General features: G+C 70.0%; 19 protein-coding genes. 3 read left to right on the forward strand and 16 right to left on the reverse strand.

Features of this window, described 5'->3' with window-relative positions; all coding sequences use genetic code 11:
• Positions 1-54 precede the first annotated feature (54 nt).
• The 9 genes from NFR49_RS04160 to NFR49_RS04200 all read right to left on the reverse strand — a co-directional run bounded on the left by NFR49_RS04160 (position 55) and on the right by NFR49_RS04200 (position 11526).
• The gene (locus NFR49_RS04160) at positions 55-2343 is read right to left on the reverse strand and encodes a heavy metal translocating P-type ATPase (RefSeq protein WP_251158391.1); all 2289 of its coding nucleotides are present in this window, start codon (positions 2341-2343) and stop codon (positions 55-57) included.
• 348 nt (positions 2344-2691) lie between these two features.
• Complete coding sequence (locus NFR49_RS10140; RefSeq protein ID WP_275557132.1) at positions 2692-4290, reverse strand: trypsin-like peptidase domain-containing protein; 1599 nt, start codon at positions 4288-4290, stop codon at positions 2692-2694.
• A 229-nt stretch (positions 4291-4519) separates the two neighbouring features.
• Positions 4520-5140 carry a winged helix-turn-helix transcriptional regulator gene (locus NFR49_RS04170; RefSeq protein WP_251158929.1) on the reverse strand — a complete coding sequence of 207 codons (621 nt, stop codon included), beginning with the start codon at positions 5138-5140 and terminating at the stop codon, positions 4520-4522.
• A gap of 240 nt (positions 5141-5380) precedes the next feature.
• Positions 5381-6241, reverse strand: coding sequence for an amino acid ABC transporter ATP-binding protein (locus tag NFR49_RS04175; RefSeq protein WP_275557133.1), 861 nt, complete (start codon positions 6239-6241; stop codon positions 5381-5383).
• Positions 6234-7694 (reverse strand): ABC transporter permease subunit, encoded by a 1461-nt coding sequence (locus NFR49_RS04180; RefSeq protein WP_251158392.1) that lies wholly within the window; start codon positions 7692-7694, stop codon positions 6234-6236. Before NFR49_RS04180 ends, NFR49_RS04175 begins: the two co-directional genes overlap by 8 nt.
• Positions 7695-7719: 25 nt before the next feature.
• Positions 7720-8526, reverse strand: a complete 807-nt coding sequence (locus tag NFR49_RS04185; protein WP_251158393.1) for an ABC transporter substrate-binding protein — start codon at positions 8524-8526, stop codon at positions 7720-7722.
• 147 nt (positions 8527-8673) lie between these two features.
• A complete protein-coding gene (locus NFR49_RS04190; RefSeq protein ID WP_251158394.1) occupies positions 8674-9519 on the reverse strand; it encodes a substrate-binding periplasmic protein in 846 nt (281 codons plus the stop codon).
• Between the two features lie 297 nt (positions 9520-9816).
• Positions 9817-11151, reverse strand: a complete 1335-nt coding sequence (locus NFR49_RS04195; protein ID WP_135978361.1) for a glutamine synthetase family protein — start codon at positions 11149-11151, stop codon at positions 9817-9819.
• Between the two features lie 135 nt (positions 11152-11286).
• A complete protein-coding gene (locus tag NFR49_RS04200) occupies positions 11287-11526 on the reverse strand; it encodes a hypothetical protein (protein ID WP_251158395.1) in 240 nt (79 codons plus the stop codon).
• 133 nt (positions 11527-11659) lie between these two features.
• Between NFR49_RS04200 and gpmA the strand changes: the two genes are divergently transcribed.
• Entirely contained in the window at positions 11660-12421 is a 762-nt protein-coding gene (gene gpmA, locus NFR49_RS04205; protein WP_338032522.1) for a 2,3-diphosphoglycerate-dependent phosphoglycerate mutase, read from the forward strand.
• 79 nt (positions 12422-12500) lie between these two features.
• Here the strand turns inward: gpmA and NFR49_RS04210 are convergent, their stop codons facing one another.
• The 3 genes from NFR49_RS04210 to NFR49_RS04220 form a co-directional block, all read right to left on the reverse strand.
• The gene (locus NFR49_RS04210) at positions 12501-13244 is read right to left on the reverse strand and encodes a GNAT family N-acetyltransferase (protein ID WP_251158396.1); all 744 of its coding nucleotides are present in this window, start codon (positions 13242-13244) and stop codon (positions 12501-12503) included.
• Between the two features lie 188 nt (positions 13245-13432).
• On the reverse strand, positions 13433-14590 hold the full coding sequence (locus tag NFR49_RS04215) for an aminotransferase class I/II-fold pyridoxal phosphate-dependent enzyme (RefSeq protein WP_251158397.1): 1158 nt from the start codon (positions 14588-14590) through the stop codon (positions 13433-13435).
• Positions 14591-14630: 40 nt separating this feature from the next.
• A complete protein-coding gene (locus NFR49_RS04220; RefSeq protein ID WP_251158398.1) occupies positions 14631-15653 on the reverse strand; it encodes an ornithine cyclodeaminase family protein in 1023 nt (340 codons plus the stop codon).
• 160 nt (positions 15654-15813) lie between these two features.
• Between NFR49_RS04220 and NFR49_RS04225 the strand changes: the two genes are divergently transcribed.
• A complete protein-coding gene (locus tag NFR49_RS04225; RefSeq protein ID WP_251158399.1) occupies positions 15814-16995 on the forward strand; it encodes a PucR family transcriptional regulator in 1182 nt (393 codons plus the stop codon).
• A 215-nt stretch (positions 16996-17210) separates the two neighbouring features.
• Here NFR49_RS04225 and NFR49_RS04230 read toward each other — a convergent pair whose 3' ends face one another.
• The 4 genes from NFR49_RS04230 to NFR49_RS04245 form a co-directional block, all read right to left on the reverse strand.
• The gene (locus tag NFR49_RS04230; RefSeq protein WP_251158400.1) at positions 17211-17471 is read right to left on the reverse strand and encodes a hypothetical protein; all 261 of its coding nucleotides are present in this window, start codon (positions 17469-17471) and stop codon (positions 17211-17213) included.
• A gap of 151 nt (positions 17472-17622) precedes the next feature.
• Positions 17623-20256, reverse strand: a complete 2634-nt coding sequence (feoB, locus tag NFR49_RS04235; protein ID WP_251158401.1) for a ferrous iron transporter B — start codon at positions 20254-20256, stop codon at positions 17623-17625.
• Between the two features lie 102 nt (positions 20257-20358).
• Complete coding sequence (locus tag NFR49_RS04240) at positions 20359-20595, reverse strand: FeoA family protein (RefSeq protein WP_251158402.1); 237 nt, start codon at positions 20593-20595, stop codon at positions 20359-20361.
• A gap of 50 nt (positions 20596-20645) precedes the next feature.
• Positions 20646-20912 carry a FeoA family protein gene (locus tag NFR49_RS04245; protein ID WP_251158403.1) on the reverse strand — a complete coding sequence of 89 codons (267 nt, stop codon included), beginning with the start codon at positions 20910-20912 and terminating at the stop codon, positions 20646-20648.
• A 305-nt stretch (positions 20913-21217) separates the two neighbouring features.
• On the opposite strand from NFR49_RS04245, the gene NFR49_RS04250 reads away from it, so the two are divergent.
• Positions 21218-21967 carry a GntR family transcriptional regulator gene (locus NFR49_RS04250; protein WP_251158404.1) on the forward strand — a complete coding sequence of 250 codons (750 nt, stop codon included), beginning with the start codon at positions 21218-21220 and terminating at the stop codon, positions 21965-21967.
• The last annotated feature ends 1 nt before the right edge of the window (position 21968 follow it).

Consider the following 21968-nt stretch of genomic DNA (forward strand, 5'->3'; position numbering starts at 1 on the left):
TCTACCCCAGGCCGCCGCCCCGCGCCGCCAGGCAGCGCCGCCACGTGGGGACGGTCAGCCGCGCCAGCGCTTCAGCAGCAGCGAGTTGGACACCACCGACACGCTCGAGAGCGCCATGGCCGCCCCGGAGACCTCCGGGGCGATGATGCCCAGGCACGCCAGCGGGATGAGCAGGCAGTTGTAGCCCAGGGCCCACGCGAAGTTCTGGCGGATCTTGCGCATCGTGGCGCGGGAGAGCGAGACGGCCCGGGCGACGTCGCGCACGTCGTCGTGCATGAGGACCACCTGGCCCACCTCGAGGGCCGCGTCGGAGCCGGCGCCCATGGCGATGCCGATGTCGGCCGTGGCGAGGGCCGGCGTGTCGTTGATGCCGTCGCCCACCATGCAGACCTTCTCGCCGGAGGCCCGGAGCCCCTCGACGACCTCGGCCTTGTCGCCGGGGAGCACCTCGGCGACCACGTTGTCGGGCCCGATGCCCACGAGGGAGGCCACGCCCTCGGCGGCGGCGCGGCCGTCGCCCGAGAGGAGCATGACCCGGAGGCCCAGGGCCTCCAGGGCGGCCACACCCTCGGCGGCCGTGGGCTTGGGCTCGTCGGCGGCGCGCACGCGGGCGACCACGGTGCCGCCGCGCACGAGGTACATGTCGGTGCCGCCCGGCGCCGAGCCCTCGGCCCACGCGGGGACGCCGGAGCCGGTGAGACGCGCCACGAGGCGCCCGTTGCCGAAGCCCACCTCGACCGGCGAGCCGTCCGCACCCGCCACGGTGCCCACGACGCCGTGGCCCGGGACGGCCTCGAAGCCGTCCACCGCCACGGGGGCCGCCCCCTCCTCCTCGGCGGCCAGGAGCACGGCGCGGGCCAGCGGGTGCTCGCTCCCCCGCTCGAGGCCGGCCGCCAGGGCGAGGGCGTCGCCGCGGCCGGTGCCGTCGGCGCAGAGCACCTCGGTCACCTGCGGCGAGCCCTCGGTGAGGGTACCCGTCTTGTCGAAGACCACGCACGTGAGCGACCCGGCCCCCTCCAGGGCCTGGCCGTCCTTGATGAGGATGCCCTCCTCGGCGCCCCGGCCCGTGCCCACCATGATGGCGGTGGGGGTGGCGAGGCCCAGGGCGCAGGGGCACGCCACGACGACCACGGACACGCCGACCATGAGGGCGCGCTCGAACCCGGCGGCGTCGAGCGTGCCGCCCACGGCCGCCACGACGAGCCACACGACGAAGGTCGCCAGGGCCACGGACAGCACGGCGGGCACGAAGACGGCGCTGATGCGGTCGGCCAGGCGCTGGATGGGCGGCTTGGAGCCCTGGGCGGCCTCCACGAGCTCCACGATGTGGGCCAGCACGGTGTCGGACCCGGCGGCCGTGACCTCGAACTCGAAGGCGCCGGTGCCGTTGACGGTGCCGCCGGTGACCTCGTCGCCGGCGGACTTCTCCTGGAAGAGGGGCTCGCCGGTGAGCATGGACTCGTCCACCGAGGAGTGGCCCGAGACCACGCGGCCGTCGGCCGGCACGCGCTCGCCGGGGCGCACGGCGCAGACGTCGCCCACCGCGAGCTCGCCCTGGGGCACCTCCACGAGGGAGTCGCCGCGGCGCACCCACGCCACGGCCGGCGTGAGGCTCATGAGCTCCTCCACGGCGGCGCCGGCGCGGCCCTTGGCCCGGTGCTCGAGCATCTTGCCGAGCATGACGAACGTGATGAGCATGGCGCTCGTCTCGAACGGGGCCATGACGCCCGAGGTGGCCCGGGGCCCGAACGTGAGGTAGGTGGCGTAGGCGAAGGCCACGGTGGTGCCCACGGCCACGAGGGTGTCCATGTTGCCGGCCCGGGCCTTGAGGGCGCCCCAGGCCCCCTTGTAGTAGCGGGCGCCGCACACGAACTGCACCGGGATGCACAGCACGAAGCACACGACGTTCATGAGCTCCATGGCCCGGCCGTGGCTCGCCTCGCCCCAGATGGCCCCCGACGCCGCCATGGCCGCAGACATGCCCAGCGGCGTCATGGAGATGACCAGGATGATGACGGTGAGCACGAGCGAGACCACGAACATGGCGAGGTCGCGGCGCTCCGTGGCGGCCTCCTTGGCCCGGCGCCCCTCGTCGAAGGCGGCGCGGCTCTCGTCGGGGACCACCTCGGCCGAGAAGCCCAGGCCGTCGATGGTCTCGAGCACGGCGTCGAGGGAGACGGCGCCGGGGTCGTAGGTGACGGTGCCGCTGTTGGCGGCGAGGTTGACCGCCATGGACTCGACCCCGTCCATGCGGCCCACCATCCTCTCGATGATCGAGGAGCAGCTTGCGCACGTCATCCCGTCGATGGCGAAACGGGCGGTGCGCTCGGTGGCGGTGCTCACGTCGGCCTCCTCCTTGACGCATTTCCTACCTATTCACAGTAGTATAAACACATGAGCATATGCTCATGCAACTCCGACCAACCCCTCCTGCGCGCCTTCCCGGAACCGCTTCTGGGAAGGGGCGGTCCCACATCCCATGAGGCGGGCGCTTCCCGCAACGTCTTTTGGGAAGGAAATCCTTCCCAAAAGGGGTCCTGGGAAGGGTCGGTTCCAAATCCCATGGGCGGCCGCCTTCCCGGAACCGCTTCTGGGAAGGCGGTCTGGAGGGCGGCCGTGACGGCCAGACAGCGAAAAGGCCCTGCGGGCCGGTGGGTCCGCAGGGCCTTGCCTGTCTCCGTCGGTGGGGACTCAGCCGATGCCGAGGCCGCCGAGCAGGTCGCCGAGCGGGCCGGAGCCCCGGGCGTCGCCGTCCCGGGAGGAGCCGTCCTGGGAGGACGCCCCCTCGTCCCAGGCCGACTGCCGGCGCTGGTCCTGGGTGGCGGACTGGCTCTGGGCGTCGCTGCCCAGCTGGATGTCGACCGTGGACTCCTCGGAGCCGCGGTAGTAGGTGACGGTGACCTTGTCGCCCACGGCGTGGCTGCGCACGGCGAGGATGAGGCCGTCGGCGGAGGTGATGTCCTCGTCGCCGAGCTTGGTGATGATGTCGCCCTCCTGCAGGCCGGCCTGGGCCGCGGGGCCGCCCTCGGTCACGGACGCCACGTAGGCGCCCTGGTTGACGGCGAGGCGGTTGCGGACGGCGGCCTGGGGCGTGACGGTCTGCACGTTGGCGCCCAGGAAGGCGTGCTCCACCTGGCGCCCGGCGATGATGGCGTCGGCGACGTCCACCGCGTAGTTGACCGGGATGGCGAAGCCCACGCCGGAGCTGGAGCCCGAGGCGCTCTCGATGATGGAGTTGATGCCCACGAGCCTGCCCTCGGAGTCCACGAGCGCGCCGCCGGAGTTGCCGGGGTTGATGGCGGTGTCGGTCTGGATGAGGTTGGTGTAGATGGTGTTGCCCGAGGAGCCCTCGAGGATGGTGGAGCGGTAGAGCGAGCTCACGATGCCCGAGGAGACCGACTGGTCGAGCCCGAAGGGGCTGCCGATCGCCATGACCCACTCGCCCACCACGAGCTTGGAGGAGTCGCCGCGCTCCATGGGCGTGACGGTGTCGCCGCCGAGGTCCACGTGCACCACGGCGAGGTCGCTGGACTCGTCGGAGCCCACCACGGTGCCCTCGTAGCTCTTGCCGCCGAGGTTGACGGTGATGGACTGGGCGCCGTCGACCACGTGGAAGTTGGTGAGGATGTTGCCGTCGGTGTCGTAGACCACGCCGGAGCCCACGCCCTCGCCCTCGCTGGAGCTCACGTTGATGGAGGCCACGGAGGGGAGGCACTTGGCGGCCACGACCTCGGCGGTGGTGGCGTCCTGGGGGGCGGCGGTGACGTTGACGGTGGGGCCGGCCGCGGAGTCGCTGGTGCCGGTGGAGGCGACGGTGCCGCCGATGCGGCCCGTCACGGCGAGGAACACGAGGAGGGCGACGGCGCAGGCCAGGATGCCGCCGAGGAGGCCGGCCAGGAACGGGTGGCCCTGGCGGCGGGGCGCCGGGGCGTCGCCGGGCGCCGGGGCGTCGGCACCCGCGGGCGGGACGGGGGGCACGGGGCCGCCGGCGGCATCGTCCGCGGTCCCGGGGGCGGGCGCGGCCGGGGATGCCATCACGCGCGTGGGGTGCACGGCGGTGGCGTCGGGCGCCGGGGCGTCCACCTCGGGGAGGCCGGCCACGGCGGAGCGGCGCTCGTCGGGGCCCTCGACCCGCGCAGGTGTGGCCGCGAAGGGGCTCTCGGGGGCGCCCGCGGGGCGGCGGTGGAGGGGCTCGGGCTCCAGGGACGGGTCGGTCTCGGGGCCCGGGGACACGTGGTGCGGGCGCTGGGCGCCGTCCGGCTCGGGGATGCGGGTGTCGTCTGTGCTCACTGGTGTGCCTTCCTCTCAACAGGCGCGGTCGGGCGCGGTGGCGAGGTCGCTCTTCTAGGGATGTGGTACCCCGCCACCCGATAACGTTTCAAATAGGGGGACGAAAACAGCCTATCTGCCCCACCTAAAGCCTGCCTAAGGCCGTCGGCCCCCTCGCGAAAACGGCAGCGGCCCCACCGCCGCGCACCGGGCGGTGGGGCCGCTGCCTCGGGGCCGGGCCCCGTGCGCGTCAGAGCTTGAAGAGGTAGCCCACGCCGCGCACCGTAACGATGTGCGAGGCCACCTGGGGACCCACCTTGGAGCGCACGCGGCGGATGTGCACGTCCACCGTGCGGGTGCCGCCGCAGTACTCGAAGCCCCACACGCGGTGGAGCAGGGCCTCGCGCGAGTAGGCGCGGGACGGGTGGGTGGCGAGGAACGAGAGCAGCGAGTACTCCATGAGGGTGAGGTCCACGGGCTCGCCGTCGATGGTGACCTGGTAGGTGGCCAGGTTGATGGTCATGTTGTCGATGGTGACGAAGTCCGACGGCACGGTCTCCTCGCCGGGCCAGAGCAGGAGGGCCAGACGGACCTCGAACTCGGCCTCCGACGCGGTGGCCAGGATGAAGTCGGAGCGGCCCTGCACCGGCATCCGAAGGGAGGAGAGCTGCTCCTCGTCCACGGAGAACAGGCGCGGGATGCCGGAGTTGCCTGCCACGTAGGCGTCGACCTTGTTGAGGGTCTCGGACGAGAGGCCCGCGAGGTCGAGCAGGACGAGGTCGAAGTCGTGTCCCGACGAGATGGCCTGGTCGAAGGTGTCGGGCGTCGACAGGAGCACCGAGATGTCGAGGGAATGGGAGAGCTCCCGCATCCGCTCGTGCAGGCGGCTCGTCTTCGAGACGAGGAGGACGTTCTTATGGTGCTGCAAGCCAGGCCTCCTTCACAAGGCGGGGCGACATTGCTCAAAAGGGCAAAGAGTTGCACACAAGTAGATAGAAGTTTACCACAGCGTCCCGTCAGCAACTTGTAACATTTCCAAAGGGGCGGGAGGGCCCCGAAGGACCCTCCCGCCGTAAAACAAAGGACGCCCGGCCAACTGCGACGACAGGCCTCAGGCCCCCTCGATGTTTCCGAGGAACGCCGCCGTGCGCTCGCTTTTGGGATGGTCGAACACGTCGCCGGGCAGACCCTCCTCCACCACGAGGCCGTCCTCCATGAAGACCACGCGGTCGGCCACGTCGCGGGCGAAGCCCATCTCGTGGGTGACCACGATCATGGTCATGCCGGAGTTCTCGGCCAGGTCGCGCATGACGTCGAGGACGCCGCGCACGAGCTCGGGGTCGAGGGCGCTCGTGGGCTCGTCGAAGAGCAGGACGTCGGGGTGCATGGCCACGGCGCGGGCGATGGCCACGCGCTGCTGCTGGCCGCCGGAGAGCTGGGCGGGCATGAAGTCCGCACGGTCCCCCAGGCCGACGGCCTCGAGCTGCCGCACCGCCTCGGCCTCGGCCTCCTCCTTGGTGCGCCCGAGGGCCTTGACCTGGCCGATCATGACGTTCTCCTTGGCGGAGAGGTGCGGGAAGAGGTTGAAGTTCTGGAACACCATGCCCAGGTGCTTGCGCATCTCGCACAGGCGCGCCTTGGACTGACCCGTGACCTCCTCGTCGTTGAAGAGGATGTGGCCGCCCGTGGGGGTCTCGAGCCGGTTGATGCAGCGCAGCATGGTGGACTTGCCCGAGCCCGACGGACCCAGCACCACGACGACCTCGCCGGGCCACACCGTGAGGTTGACGTCGCGGAGCACCACGTTGTCGTCGAACGCCTTGTTGAGGTGCTCGATGCGCACCACCGGGTGCTCGCCCTCGACGAAGGCGTGGGTGGACAGGGTGCGGTCGTGCTCGTAGGCGAGCCTCGCCGCGGTGTCGGCGTCGAGGACGGGGTGCTCCTCGACGGCCTTCCTGTGGGACCTAGGCATCCTGGGCCTCCTCTCGGGGCGCGGCGGCCATGCGGGCGCGGGCGGCGGCGAACACGGACGGGCGCGGCTTGAGCCGCACGGCGCCGAAGGCCTTGCGGCTCTCCTCGGCGACGGCCTCAGCCACGGGGTCGGGGTCGACGGTCTCGGCGTCGCGTTCCTCGATGCCCTCGGCCTTGGCCGGGCCCTTGGGGCGCGGCCCCTGCCCGGACTCGCTGCGGGCGAGGTGCTGCTCGACCTTGGAGACGATGCGGATGAGCGGCAGGGTGACGATGAGGTAGTAGATGGCCGCGGCGATGTAGGGCGTGATGTTGCCGGTGACCGTGGTGAGGTTCTTGGAGAACATCATGAGCTCCATGACGCCCACCGAGGACAGCAGCGAGGTGTCCTTGTAGCCCGTGATGAAGTCGCTCGTGACCGTGGGGAGCACGCGGCGCACGGTCTGGGGCAGGATGACCGAGACCATGGTCTGGCGGGGGTTCATGCCGAGGGACTCGGCGGCCTCGTACTGGCCCTTGGGGATGGACTCGATGCCGGCGCGGAAGATCTCGGCCAGGTAGGCGCTCGAGTTCACGGCCATGACGATGACGCCCAGCACGTTGTTGTCGATGTTGACACCGATCATGGGCAGGCCGAAGAACATGATGTAGATCTGCAGGAAGAGCGGCGTGCCGCGCAGGATGTTGATGTAGGTGACGGCCACGGCGCGCACGACGCGGTGCTTGGCCATCTTCATGAACGCGAAAAGCAGGCCGAGCAGGATGGCGAACGGGTAGGCCACCACGACGATGGCGAGGCAGACGAGCCAGCCGGGGAACAGCGAGGCGAACGACGTCACGAGCAGCTGCGGCTTGAAGAACATGCCGAGGAACTGGTTGGAGTTCCACGCCGCCACCCAGGGCTGCTCGTCGAGCCAGTTGACGAGCGCCTGCAGCGGCGTGTTGGCGATGACCGCGATGGCCGGCGACGGCGCGAGGTCGGTCTCCCGGCCGTTGACGGTGGCGGTGCCGGTCACCTGCACGTCGCCGCCCTCGGGCGGGAACCGCATGTTGGTGACCTCCACGCGGAGGAGGTCGCCGGCGCCCACGGGCTCGGAGAAGTCGAGGGTGAGGCTCGTGCCGTCGGCCTTGGCGTCGGCCTGCACGTCCTTGCGCTTGAGGCCCTCGAGCACGGTGACGCGGGGGGTGGAGCCGTCGAAGGAGCCGTCCTGGGGCAGCGTCAGCGTCACGGCGTCCACGCTCTCGCCCTCTTCGACGGTGGCCTCCCAGGTGAGTCGCGTGTCGATGCCGCCGATGACGCCGGAGCCGCCGTCCTCGTTGGGCTTGGCCGTCGCCTTGTTGATGGTGACGGCCTCGGCCGTGGCGGGCGCCGCGACCGTGAGGCAGAGGGCCGCGGCGAGGGCGGCACAGAGGGCGCGCGCGACGTGGCGCCCCTGCCGTTTTGCCGTGTGCTTCATGGGAACCAATCCTCCTTCGGGCCGGCTACAGCTGCTCGCCGAACCACTTCTCCTGGAGCCTCGCTATGGTGCCGTCGTCCACGAGCTCCTTGTACGCCTTGTCGATCGCCTCGGTCAGGGCGGGGTTGTCCTTGGAGACCACGAAGCCGTACTGCTCGCCCGTGGCGATCTCCTGCTTCACCGCGAGGTCCTTGTAGCTGGTGTTGCAGAGGTACGACAGCACGGGCAGGTCGGCCACGCAGGCGTCGTAGGAGCCGGTCTGGACGCCCATGAGGCACTGGATGACGTCGTCCAGGGGCACCACCTGCGCGTTGGTGAGGTTCTCCTCGACCCAGGCCTCGCCCGTGGTGCCCGACTGAACGGCCACCTTGGCGTTGGCGTCGTTGAGCTCGGTGTCGGGGTCCAGGACCTTGGAGGAGGCCGGCATGACGAGCCCCTGGTTGGAGTCCAGGTAGGGGTCCGTGAAGTCGATCTCCTCGACGCGCTCGTCGTTGATGGTGAAGGCGGAGGCGCCGATGTCGGCCCTGCCGCCCTGCTTGATCTGGGGGATGATGGTGTCGAACTTCACCTGGGACCACTCGGCCTTAAGGCCCAGCTTCCCGGCGACGGCGTCCACGACGTCGACCTCGTAGCCCTCGCAGTCGGCGGCCGTCTTGCCCTCGGGCACGGACTCGAGGGGCGGGTAGGCGAGGTCCGAGAGGACCGTGAGGGTGCCCTCCTTGACCGTGGAGACGCCCCCCGCTCCCCCGGCGGACGACGAGCCGCAGGCGACGAGGGCGAGGGCGGTCGCGGCGCAGGCGGCCAGGGCGGCCAGCTTCGATGCTCGTTTCATAAGCGTCCTTTCAGGGGGACTCGAATGTGGGGACGATACTACCATCCCCGGGACGTTTATTCGACAGCTCATAATACGTGCCGCTAAAAGAAACGAGATTGTTATTCAATACTCCGAATATTTTCAGGGCGGGTGCCCGAAGGCCCCTCAGGCCAGCGGCGACCCGAACCACTTGGCCTCGAGCGACGCCACGAAGCCGTCCTCCTCGAGGGCGGCAAGGGCGTCGTCCACGGCCTCGCGCACGGCGGGGTCCTCGGACGAGAAGGCGAAGCAGTAGCGGCTCACGTCGTCCTGGTGGTGGCCCACCATGAGGGTGCCGAACATGGAGTTGAGGAGGTAGGTGGCGCTCACGTCGTCGTAGACGGCGGCGCTGTAGGTGCCGTTGGCCACGCCCGTGAGGCCCTGGACGGCGTCGTCCACCGGGACCACCACGGCCTTGGGGAGGGTCTCGCGCACCCAGGCCTCGTTGGGCGACCCGCCCTGCACCACGACGGTGCACGCGGGGTCGTTGAGCTGCTCGACGCCCTTGAACGGGTGATCGCGGGGCACCACGACGTCGCGGCCCACCGACATGTAGGGCGACCCCGCCTCGAGGCAGGAGACGCCGCCCCCGAAATCGTCGAGGGAGAGGGCGGAGGCGGCCATGTCCGCCGTCCTGTCGGCCACGGCAGACTCGACCGCGGGGAGGTCCTCGCACCGGAGGACCTCGAGGTCCAGGCCCAGGCGGTCGGCCACCTCCGTGACGAGCTCGTACTCGAACCCGCGGCACTGGCCGTCGGCGTCCACGAAGTCCATGGGCGGCGACGCGAAGTCGCAGGCCACCGTCAGCGCGCCCGGCTCCACGGTGGAGAGGTCCCGCTCGATGTTCCGCTTGGCGAAGGGACCCTGGAGCGCCGCGCACCCGCACAGGAGGGTGCTGGCGAGGATGACGAGCACGCACAGGGCCGTGCGCGGCGTCGGACGCCTGTGGCCGTGTCTGACGGGTTCACCCAATGGAAAGACCGCCTCCCCGAACAAGCCGGTTCTCTCAAAGCTCTTTGAAACAAAGTAACACAACGGGGCCCACGACGGCCCCTCGTTACGGGTAGCGGCACCCGGGGGACAACCGCTGGTAGGAGGCTTTTTAAGGTTTCGTTAAGATAGTATCTTCTCAATCAGTTTATTCAGTAATCTATAAGGTAACCGGCATACGTTTCCTTCTCGTATAGCTGGGGGCACACAAAAGCCGCCCCCTCCGGAAAGGGGGCGGCCCAAGGTACCGCACGGGTCGTCGCAGGAGGGGCGGGGGTCCTAATATCCGCCGTAGTAGCTGCGGACCTCCCAGTCCGTGACCGTGGAGTTGTACGACAGCCACTCGCGGCTCTTCTCCTCCACCAGGAACTCGAAGGTGTGGTCGCCGAGGACCTCGCGCATGAGCTCCGAGGAGCGGAAGGCCTCGATGGCCTCCCCGAGGTCGCGGGGGAGCCGCTCGAACCCGGCGCTCTCGAGCTCGAGCTCCGAGGTGCCGAGGTCGGAGGTGTACTCCGGGGGCAGGGGCAGACCCTCCTCGATGCCCTTGAGGCCGGCCATGACCGTGGCGGCGATGGCGTGGTAGGGGTTGGCCGAGGGGTCGGGCACGCGCAGCTCCACGCGGGTGGACTGGTGCTTGCCGGGCTTGTGCATGGGGATGCGCACGAGGGCGTTGCGGTTGCGGCGGCCCCAGGTGGCGAACGTGGGGGCCTCGCCGTCGGGGACGAGGCGCTTGTAGGAGTTCACCGTGGGGTTGGTGAGCAGCATGTACTCGGGCGCGTAGCGGACGAGGCCGGCGATGTAGTGGCAGGCGACGTCGCTGAGGTGGTGGCCGCCCTCGGCGCCCCAGAAGACGTTCTCCCCCTCGCCGTCGAAGAGCGACTCCTGCAGGAACATGCCGGAGCCGGGGCGCCCGGGGATGGGCTTGGGCATGAACGACGCGTAGAAGCCATTGTTCTGGGCGATCTGCTTCACGGCGAAGCGCGTGGTCATGATGTTGTCCGCCGCGCTCACGGCCTCGGCATAGCGGAGCGAGATGCCCTGCTGCGACGGCCCCATGGCGTGGAAGGAGTACTCCACGGGGATGGAGAGGCGCTCGAGGGAGAGCACGGTGTCGCGGCGCAGGTTGCGCGACGAGTTGGTGGGCGCGAGGTCGAAGTAGCCGGCGTCGTCCAGGGGCACCGGGCTCTTGGAGCTCTCCGAGTAGAAGTACTCGAGCTCGGGCCCCACGTTGGGCACGAAGCCGCGGTCGGACGCCAGGCGGAAGACGCGCATGAGGCAGTGGCGCGGGTCGCCCTCGAAGGGCTGGCGGTCGGGGGTGCAGATGTCGCAGAAGATGCGGGTCACGGCGTTGGCCGCAGGGCGCCACGGCAGGAACTGGAAGGTGGAGGCGTCGGGGAAGGCCAGCATGTCGGACTCCACCACGGAGGAGAAGCCGTTGACCGACGACCCGTCGAAGCCGATGCCCTCCTCGAAGGCCTCCTCGAGGTCCTCGGGCGAGATGGCGAACGACTTGAGGTTGCCGAGCACGTCCGTGAACCAGAGACGGACGAACCGGACGTCGCGCTCCTCGACGGTGCGAAGCACGTAATCGATGTCCTTGCTGGAGTTGCTCATCACTACCTCGCAATGGAAGGGGGCGGAGGCCGTCGCAAGGGGCCCTTGTGCATAGTCCTGACAACTGTTGCACAGGGGTGTTTCAGCTCTGTTTCTATGAACGGGGCCGGCGGCCGGGTGCGCCCGGGGCACCGCCTAGTGGCAACAGGAGCGCCCCTTCCCCGCCGGCCTCACCGACGCCGCGGCGGCGCGGGCCGCCTCCTCCATGGACTCCACGGCGTCGTCCGCCACGGGGCACGAGCCGGTACCCGACCCGGCGCACACCGACGCCGACCCGCAGCCGGCGCACCCTCCCTTGGCGCCGGCGCGGACCCGGGCGCGGACGACGAGGACGACGGCGACGACCACGGCCGCGACGACGATCGCATCGATCATGGGACATCCCCCCTGCTTCCATAGGCGTCGGCCCGTTTGTGGGCCTTTTGAGTTAGCCGGTGTTTACTTATTTCGCGCCCTACTATAAGACCAGCGACAAACCGTTCGCAACCACCGGAAAGGAGCCCACACAATGGCTCAAGACACGATGCGGCTCGTCCTCATCCGCCACGGCGAGAGCGAGTGGAACAAGGAGAACCTCTTCACCGGATGGGCCGACGTCGACCTGTCCGAGCTCGGCCGCGACGAGGCCTACAACGGCGGCGTGGCCCTCAGGGACGCCGGGTTCGACTTCGACCTCTGCTACACCAGCTACCTCAAGCGCGCCATCCACACCCTCAACCTGGTGCTCGACGCCATGGACCGCGACTGGCTGCCCGTGGAGAAGACCTGGAAGCTCAACGAGCGCCACTACGGCGCCCTGCAGGGCCTCAACAAGGCCGACACCGCCGCCAAGTACGGCGACGAGCAGGTGAAGGTCTGGCGCCGCTCCTTCGACGTGCGGCCGCCCGCGCTGGAGCCCGGCGACGAGCGCGACGCCCACAACCAGCCGGCCTACCGCGACGTGCCCGCCGACCAGATCCCCTACGCCGAGTGCCTGGAGGACACCATCGCCCGCGTGTGGCCGTGGTTCCAGGAGGTCGTGGAGCCGCAGATGCGCGCCGGCAAGCGCATCGTCATCGCCGCCCACGGCAACTCCCTGCGCGCGCTGGTGAAGCAGTTCGACGGCCTCACGCCCGACGAGATCCTCGATGTGAACATCCCCACGGCCGTCCCGCTGGTCTACACCTTCGACAGGGACTTCAACGTGGTGGACAAGCAGTACGTGGGCGACCCCGAGGTCATCGCCGCCAAGATCGACGCCGTGGCCAACCAGGGCAAGGCCAAGAAGTAGCCTGCCGGGACACGGGAGCGGACGTCGAGGGCCGGGCACCCGCCGTGGGGGCCCGGCCCTCCCTTGTGCGGCGGCGCCGTCAGGCCGGGCCGCCGCAGTCCAGAAACGCCTGGTAGCCGCAGCCAAAAGCCATGCCCAGGCGGTGCTGCAGGGCGATGGAGGCGCGGTTCTCGGGGAAGACCTGGGCCCAGGGGACGTGCCCGGCCGCGAGCCCGGAGGCGATCTTCGCGGCCTCGAGGGCGAGGGCCACACCGCGGCGGCGCCACCCGGGGAAGACCTCCAGCATGCCCATGGAGCCCTCGGCGTGCATGCCGATGAACCCGACGAGCCCGCCGTCGAGGTATCCGCCGTCGATGGTGCCGGCCGCCAGACGGCGCACGATCTCCTCGCGGGAGAAGTACTCGGGGTGGGAGTAGCGGGCGATCACGAGGTCGGCGTGGTCCGGCGCGAGGGGGCGTATCTCGAGGGCGTCGGCCACCGGGGGCGGCGTGGCGGCAAGGTACGCGCACACGAGGTGCCCCTGGGGCTCGGAGCTGCCGGGGAAGGCCCGCGCCACAGCCTCGGCGGCCGCCCGGCCGGTGACCTCCACCATGGCCGGCCGCGGGCAGCGGGACAGGAGCGCCGCGGCCCCGGCGGCGTCCTCCGCCCAGAGAAAGCCGTCGGCGCCCCCGATGGAGTCCACGTAGACGAGGCCCGGCGCCACGTGCACCGGGCGACCGAGGCCGAGGGCGAGCACCTGCTGGACGGGCACGAGGTCCACGTCGCCGGCGGCGACGCGCCGTGCGAGCTCTGCTGCGGTCTTGCCTGCGGTCACCATGTCCATGGCACCCTCCCCTCCCGGCACCAGTGTCCCATCACTCGGACACTTTTGTCCCACCTCGGAGGACGGGCTCCTCGGATGTTCGCGCTTCTCGGCTGTTTTGTGGTTTTCCATACGACAACTGATCCAAACCACCAAACGTCGCAGGCCCTGCCCAACCCGGTCGTGACAGGGCCCGCTCGCACGGAGGCCTACGCCCGCACGCCGGCCTGCAGCTCCCCCTCCACCGTGCGGCAGAAGCGGCTGACGGCCTCTAGGCCCTCACGGAGACCGGACGGGTCGGCGGAGTAGGCGTAGCCGATCCTCATGGACCTCGGCTCCTCGAAGCAGTCGCCCGGGGTCACGAGAGCGCCCTCCTCCTGCACCAACCGGGTGCAGAACTCGTAGGAGTCCATGGGGTAGTCGTAATAGACGAGGGCCGTGGTGCCACCCTCGGGCTCCACCACCGAGAGGTGCTCCTCGCCGGCCACCCAGTCCATGAGGACGGCGCGGTTGTCGCGCACGATGCGGCGGCTGCGCTCGATGAGAGCGTCTTTGTGGGCGAGGGCGAAGGCCCCCACGGCCTCGTCGAGCATGGAGCACGAGATGAGGTCGTAGTCGCGGTGGGAGAGCAGGCGGCGGCGCAGGTCGTCGTCCTTGCACACCACCCAGCCCAGACGAATGCCGGCGAGGCTCCAGGCCTTGGACATGGACGACGTGCAGACGGCCCTCCCATAGAGGTCGGCCACGGATTCCTGGTACTCGCCGGCGGCGTTGAGCGGGCGGTAGACCTCGTCGCACACGAGCCACGCCCCCACGGAGCGGGCGACCTCCACGATGGACTCGAGCTCCTCGGTGGAGAGCAGGGCGCCCGTCGGGTTGTTGGGGTTGTTGATGCAGATGACCGAGGTGTCCGGGCGGCAGAGGGCCATGAGGCGGTCGACGTCCACGTGGTAGCGGTCGGCGGGGTCGAGGTGCAGGGCCGAGACCTCGGCGCCACACATCTCGGGAATCGAGTAGAGCTGCTGGTAGGTAGGCATGACCGCCACCACATGGTCGCCAGGTCCGCACAGCGTGGAGAGCACGAGCATGTTGGCACCGGCCGCACCGTGGGTGGGCACCACGTGCTCGGGCCCCACGGTGCGGTAGAGGGAGCACACGCCCGAGAGGAACTCCGGCGACCCCTCGATGTGACCGTAGGTGAGGCGACGTCCGGCGAGCTCGCCGAGGAACTCGCTGGCGGAGGCCCCGCCCAGCTCGAACAGGTCGTCGATGCTCAGGCTGTCGCAGCAGGTCTCTGCCACGTTGAAGCGGCACCGCGTCTCCCACGTGTTCATCCACTGCTCGACGGCGAAGTCCTTGATCCTCATCGGTCTCTCCTTCTCTCTTGGTCGGTCGGGGCGGGCGCCGCTACAGCTCCACCCAGGTCCCGAGGCCGGCCTCCACGGCACGGTCGTAGGCGACCTTGGACGCGGCGAGGTCCTGCACGGCGATGCCCGAGGTGTCGAAGACGGTAACCTCATCGTCGGCGGTGCGGCCTGCGACCTGGCCGGCGAGCACCTCGCCGAGCTCGGCGACGATGGCGTCCGGCGCCACGGCGCCGTCCCTGACGGGGACCTCGAGCTCGCCGGAAGAGACGGACTGGGTACGGTCGTCGACGAAGACGCGGGCCCGGGCCACGAGGGCGTCCTCGAGCTCCTGCTTGCCCTCCATGTCGGCCCCCACGGCCGACAGGTGCGTGCCGGGGCCCACCCAGGCGTCGAGCACCACCGGCTCGGTGGCCGGGGTGACGGTGACCACGGCGTCGGCGGCAGCCACGGCCGCCGACCCGTCCGCGACGGCCTCCACGGTGAAGGGCCTGTCGGCGCCCGCCTGCCCAAGGAGCCCGTGGGCCGTCGCGGCGACCTCGCGGGCACGGTCCGCGCGCGGCTCGGCCGAACGCGGGTCCCAAAGCAGCACGCGGTCGAACGTAGGCACGGCGGCCAGTGCGCAGGCAACCTGGTAGGGACACTGGTGACCCATGCCGACAACGCCGAGCACGGAGATGCCGGAACGGGCAAGGGCACGGATACCGAGGGCCGAGGCGGCACCGGTCCGAAGGCCCGTGATGGCGGAGGCGTTGAGCAGGACCATGGGCTCTCCGGTGCGGTCGTCGGCGAGGAGCGTGGTGCCGAAAATGTCGGGCAGCCCGCGCTCCGGGTTCTGCGAGAACCACGCGGTGAGCTTGAGGCCGAAGAGCCCCGAACCGGCAAGGTCGCCGGAGCGGATGTCCATGTCGGAGACCCCCGGGTCGAAGGCGGCGTAGGTCATGGGCCACGCGGTGGCGGTGCCGCGGGCCTTCTGCACGTAGGCGTCCTCGACGGCGGCGAGGGCGTCGGTGACGGTGAACACCTGGGAGACGTCCTGGGCGGAGAGCACGAGCAGCTTTGCCATGGGAGGTCCTCTCGTCCGGCTGCGGGGCAGCGGTTCTCGATGGCCCCCATGGTGCACGGCGGCACGACGGAAGTCGAAGCGAATTGTTGTTTCCAACAACCAATATGAACTTGGTAGATTATGGCTGCCCATAAAATCGTCGCGACCCTTGGAGCAGGCCATGCGCTATACCGTCTCCGACTTCCTCGCATCCCATGCCCACCAGGTACGCCTGGTGGCGGGGTCCGGCGGCCTCGCACGGCCCGTAGCGGACGTCGGCATCCTCGACTACGAGTTCATGGCCGGGCTCAAGGACCGCTACCAGCGCGACAACTTCCACGAGAACCAGCTGGTCCTCTCAACGTTCCTCTACGCCAAGGACGACCCCTACCTCATCGTCGAGGCCGTGCGCCGGCTCGTCGCCAAAGGGTCGAGCGGCCTCGTGATCAAGAACGTGCTACACCTGCCCATCCCCGAGCAGGCTGTCCGATACGCCAATGCACGTGATTTTCCCTTGTTCCTCACCACAAGCGACGACGCCTTCTTCGACCACATCGTCTACGACGTGGCGGCCGCCGCCGCGGCCATGGCCGAGGCGGGTTTCTCACAACGCACCGTCGACGACCTGCGCCGGACCACGGACAGCGCAAAACGCAGGGAGCTCGCGCTGCAGCTGTGCCCCTCCTTCGAGGAGGGGTGCGTGGCGGCATGGGTGCAACCCGACGAACCGGCGGGCGTGCCGCAGGTCGACGCCCTCCAGCGAGCTTGGGACGCGGCCGGCGCGGCATCGCCGGCCTGCACCGTCGCGCCCTACGACGGAGGCGCGCTCGTCGTGGTGACGAGCGACGACCGCGTGCCCGACGCCCCAACGGTGGCCGCGCGCCTCGCGGAACGGGTGCTCCCCGAGGCTGCAGGCTGGGAAGACGCGGTGCTGGGCCTGAGCGAGGGCCACGACCGACTCGAGGGGCTCGGATGCGCCGTGGACGAGGCGGTGGACGCCGCCCTCGTGGCCCGCGCCCGGGGAGGGCGTCGGGCATGTCACGGCGACCTCGGTTTGCTGCGGGCGGTGCTCCCGCTGGCAGGGCAGCCGTCCATGGCACGATTCTCGGCCGGGGTGATCGGCCCCCTGCGCGACCTCGACGACGAGCACGGGAGCTCCCTCGAGACCACGCTCATGGCCTGGTGGGAGGCCGGACAGTCGGTGGCCGAGACCGCCGCGGCGCTGGACCAGCACCCCAACACCGTACGTTACCGGCTGGACCGCGTACGGTCCGCGACGGGCCTGGACTGGCGATCGGCGGCCGACTGCCAGCAGCTGTCATTGGCCTGCGCGGCGGCGTTCTGCCGAGGGCTGAAGGCGTGATCGGTCCGGAAGGCCCCGGCGGCGGGGAGAGCCACCCCGCGCGAGGAGACGCAGTCACGGTGTGTCCTTATAAAAAAGAAACGTGATACCCGAAGAGCCCGACCAAAGCGGCGGCGGTCCGACGGCTGGAGCCAGGTGGGACAAAAGTGCCCGACCATTGGGACAAAAGTGTCCGGGTGATGGGACACGACCGGGTACCGGCCCCCAGCCGCCCCCTACAGCGGCCAGGGGGCCAGGATGAGCACCGAGACGACGGCGAACGCGACGGCCATGCCCTTCTGGCCGGCCATGGCCAGGAGCACCACGAACACGGTGTCCACTACGGCGTTGCCCACGAACCAGATGCCCCAGTAGTCGGCCAGGGGCACGACGCCCGCATAGCTCAGGACCGTGAGCAGGACCTCGGCGACGAGCCAGACCCAGAACACGATGTTGATCCACTTCGACGCCTCGTAACGCTCCTGCCAGCTTGCCATGGCCTGTCCTTTCCTCGGCGGTTCGCGGGTTTGTTCCCCATCGAGGGGCCAAAGAACAGGAGGGCGCCCCCGGGGAGAGGAGGTCCGGGGGCGCCGAGCGGGGTAGGCGTCTATGGGTCGGTCGGTCGGGACCGTGGCTGGAAGGCTGCCGCTAGGCGGCCTCCCTCGCCGTCTCGGCATGGCCCGTGCGCGCCTTGGGCATGGGCCGGAAGAGCTGGAACAGGATGGCGGCCAGCGCGACGAACGCCACCACCGTCCAGACCCCGAAGCGGCCGAGGGCGAAGAGCTCCCAGAGCTGGTTGATGATGAGGCCCACGACCCAGCCGAAGCCGCACTGGTAGCCCACGGCCGCCCAGAACCACTTGGTGTCGTTCATCTGGCGCCGGATGGTGCCGATGGCGGCGAAGCACGGGGCGTCGAGCATGTTGAAGGCCACGAAGGCGATCATGGCGCCGAGGGAGAAGGTGCCGGCCACGGTGAACATCTGCTGGAACGTGGCCCAGAGGAGCGTGGAGCCCTCCCCCACCTCGCCGAGGCCGAACAGCACGCCGAACGTGGACACGAGGTTCTCCTTGGCGATGAGCGCGGAGAGCGAGCACGCGGCGGCCTGCCAGGAGCCGAAGCCCAGGGGCGCGAAGATCCAGGCGATGGCACCGCCCACGGCGGCGAGCAGCGAGAAGTCCATGTAGTTCTCGGGCACGGCCCCCATGGAGGGCAGGAACCCGAAGGCGCCGTCGCCGCCCTCCCAGCCGGCAAAGCCGAAGTTGGAGAGGAACCACACGCCCACGCAGGCCACGAAGATGATGGTGCCGGCCTTCTTGATGAACGCGGAGACGCGCTCCCACACGTGCAGCAGGTACGACTTGAGGGCAGGCAGGTGGTAGGCGGGCAGCTCCATGACGAACGGGGCGGGCTCGCCGGCGAAGGGCTTGGTCTTCTTGAGCATGATGGCCGACACGATGACGGCGGCGAGGCCCAGGAAGTAGAAGAACGGGGCGATCCACCAGCCCTCGGTGCCGCCGATGAGCACGCCCATGAGCAGGGCGATGATCGGGGTCTTGGCGCCGCAGGGGATCATGGTGGTGAGCATGACGGTCATGCGGCGGTCGCGCTCGTTCTCGATGGTCTTGGTGGCCATGATGCCGGGCACGCCGCAGCCGCTGGAGATGAGCAGCGGGATGAAGCTCTTGCCGGAGAGGCCGAAGCGGCGGAACGCGCGGTCCATGACGAAGGCCACACGGCTCATGTAGCCGCAGTCCTCGAGGAAGCACAGGAGCAGGAACAGCACGACCATCTGGGGCACGAAGCCGAGGATGGAGCCCACGCCGCCCACGATGCCGTCGAGGACGAGGGACTTCACCACGTCGGAGGCGCCGGCTTGGTCGAGCCAGCCCTCGACGACCACGGGGATGCCGGGCACGTAGATGCCGTACTCGCCGGGGACGGGCTCGGCGGCCTCGGAGGCCGCGAGGAACGCGGCGGCGTCGACGTCGTCGTGGTAGGCGAGGGTCTGGCCGGCGGCCAGCCGGGGCTCGTCGGAGGCGTCGGTGAGCACCACGTTGCCCTCGCTGTCGAGGAAGTTGCCGTCGGCGTCGTGCACGGGGACGTCGGTGGCCACGACACCCGCGGCCTGGGCACGGGAGGCGAAGTCCTCGACGACGGCAGTGTCGCCCTCCTCGACGGCGTCGGCCACGCCCTCGGTGGAGACGCCGGCCTCCTCGGCGGCCGCGAGGTAGGCGTCCACCTGGCCGCTGTAGTCGTTGTCGGCATACTCCTCGGACGCCTCGTCGTAGGCGGCCGCGGAGGCGGGACTCAGGAACCAGCCGTCGCCGAAGACGCCGTCGTTGGCCCAGTCGGTGCCCCAGGTGCCCACGGTGGAGACCGCGAGGTAGTACACGAGGACCATGACCGCCACGAAAATGGGCAGGCCCAACCAGCGGTTGGTGACCACGCGGTCGATCCTCTCGGAGGCGGTGAGGCGCGGGGGCGCCTTGACCACGCAGTCGGCGACGGTGGCCTCGATCCAGTCGTAGCGCTCGCAGGTGACGAGCGACTCGGCGTCGTCGTCCAGCCTTGCCTCGACGCCGGAGCGCACGGCGTCGAGCGCGGCCACGGACGCCGCGGGCAGTCCGAGGGGCTCCAGGGCGGCCCCGTCGCCCTCGAAGGCCTTGACGGCGTACCAGGGCAGGCGCGCCTTGTCGGCCACATGGGGTGCCACGATGGAGGAGCACTCGTCCACGGCGTCGGCCACCTCGCCGGTGAGGAACGCGGGCGCCGGGGAGGCCGTGCCCTGGCGGCCGGCCTCGACGGCGGCCTCGACGAGGGCGTCGAGGTTGGTGCGGCGCAGGGCGCTGATGCCCACGACCGGACAGCCGAGGCGCTCGGAGAGGGCGTCGACGTCGATGGAGTCTCCCTGCTTCTCGACGAGGTCGCACATGTTGAGCGCCACGACGCAGGGCACCCCGCACTCGCGCACCTGGGTGGCGAGGTAGAGGTTGCGCTCGAGGTTGGTGGCGTCGACGACGTCGACCACGCACGCGGGCTCGCCGCCGAGCAGGTAGTCGCGGCTCACGACCTCCTCGGGGGAGTAGGGCGAGAGCGAGTAGACGCCGGGAAGGTCGGTGAGCACCACCGACGGGTCGCGGCGCAGCGGCGCCTCGAGCTTCTCCACGGTGACGCCGGGCCAGTTGCCCACGTAGCCGTTGGAGCCGGTGAGCTCGTTGAACAGTGTCGTCTTGCCACAGTTGGGGTTGCCTATCAAGGCGATGTGCACGGTCTTGTCCACTGGGTATCCCTTTCGAAGTGCCGGGGGCGGGCGACCCCCTGCCCCGCCGTGCGGGGCCCTCTCTCTCCTGCGGTCGGGCACCCCGCCCGGCCCTCCCCTCGGCTAGGCGGGGACTACCTCCACACGGGCGGCCTCGTCCTTGCGGATGGACAGCTCGTAGCCGCGGACGGTGAGCTCCACGGGGTCGCCCAGGGGCGCGACCTTGCGCACCGCCACGCGGGTCCCCTTGGTGATCCCCATGTCCATGATCCGGCGGCGGACCTGCCCCGAACCGGTGAGCCTGCTCACGGTGCAGGCCTCCCCCACCGCGACGTCGGCGAGGGTCATGACCTCGGCCATGGCTTCTCCTCTCTCTGCTTGTCTGGCAGCTGTACGACTGGTTGCGCGGCTCAGGCACCGGGAGCGCAGAGGACCCTGCGCGCCGTCGCCTTGTCGAGCGCGAGCCGGGTGCCCATCACCTGGGCCACCGTCCCCGACGCCGCCTGGCCCACGACGCGCACGGCCGCCCCCTCGACGAAGCCGAGGGTGGCCAGGTGGCGCACCACGCGCTCGCCGCCCTTGACGGCCTGGACGGTCACGGTCTCGCCGACCTTGGCCACCGAGAGCGGCATGGCCGGGATGGACGGGCCGCCGCAGCGGACGCCTCTCTTCTCCATGACTGCCTCCATGGGACCTCCAAAAAGTATCGCGTCGTTAACTCGAGAGTATCTTACAGCTAACTCGTCACAAGTAAACCCGGGATTACTTTTTTCGGGGACAGTGGGGCAGGCCGTGGCCGGCGAGCCGGGGCACGGGACGAGAGGGGCCGCCGCACCCCGTCGGTCGGGCGGCCGCCGACCGGGCCCGTCGGCGCGCACGGGGAACGTGTTGTTTGGGGACGAAACGGCGACCGGCCGGGACAAGGTCCGCCGGCACTGATATTCTGCCGTTGGTATATCACCGACCGTGGATGGAGAGATCTATGCCAGAACCGCGCACGCGCCTCGTGGGCCGCGCCGGAGTGAGCGCGGCGGACTGCATGCGCATCTTCCCCCGCGAGGAGAAGGAGTCGGGGTCGGCCTACGCCTACCGCATCCTCTCCTACAACATCATGATGCTCTACATGCCCCCCGGGGCCTGGATCCGCGAGTCGTCCGTGGCCGAGATCCTCGAGGTCTCCCGCACGCCCGTCCACGAGGCGATGGGCCTGCTCCGCGACCGCTCGCTCGTGGAGGTGGCGCCCCAGAGCGCCACGCACGTCTCGCGCATCTCGGTGAGCGAGCTCCGGCAGTCGTTCTACATGCGCGTGGCCGTGGAGCCCCTCGTGGTGACGCAGCTCGCCCGCAACGTCTCGCCCGAGACCGTGGCCGAGCTCTCCTCCATGGTGGACGCCATGGAGCAGGTGGCCGAGTCGCGCTTCAACGAGGCGGAGTTCATCCGCCTGAACGAGGTGTTCCACGACACCCTGTACCGCGCCGCCGGCAAGGGCTACGTGTGGCAGTCGCTCAAGAAGACGGGCACAGCGTTCGACCGCACCCTCAACATGGGAGTCCTGTTCGGCTACACGGTCCCCTCCGTGTCCACCCTGCGCCAGGTCGTGGGCTTCCTCGCCTCGGGTGGCGAGAACCGCAAGGAGGCCGCGACGGCCATCCACGAGCAGCTGAGCAGCTACACCACCTACCTGGAGCAGCTCCTCACCGACTTCCCGGACTGCTTCCTCACCTCGTCGTAGC

Source organism: Caniella muris, from assembly GCF_943193035.1.
Lineage (GTDB): Bacteria > Actinomycetota > Coriobacteriia > Coriobacteriales > Atopobiaceae > Granulimonas > Granulimonas faecalis.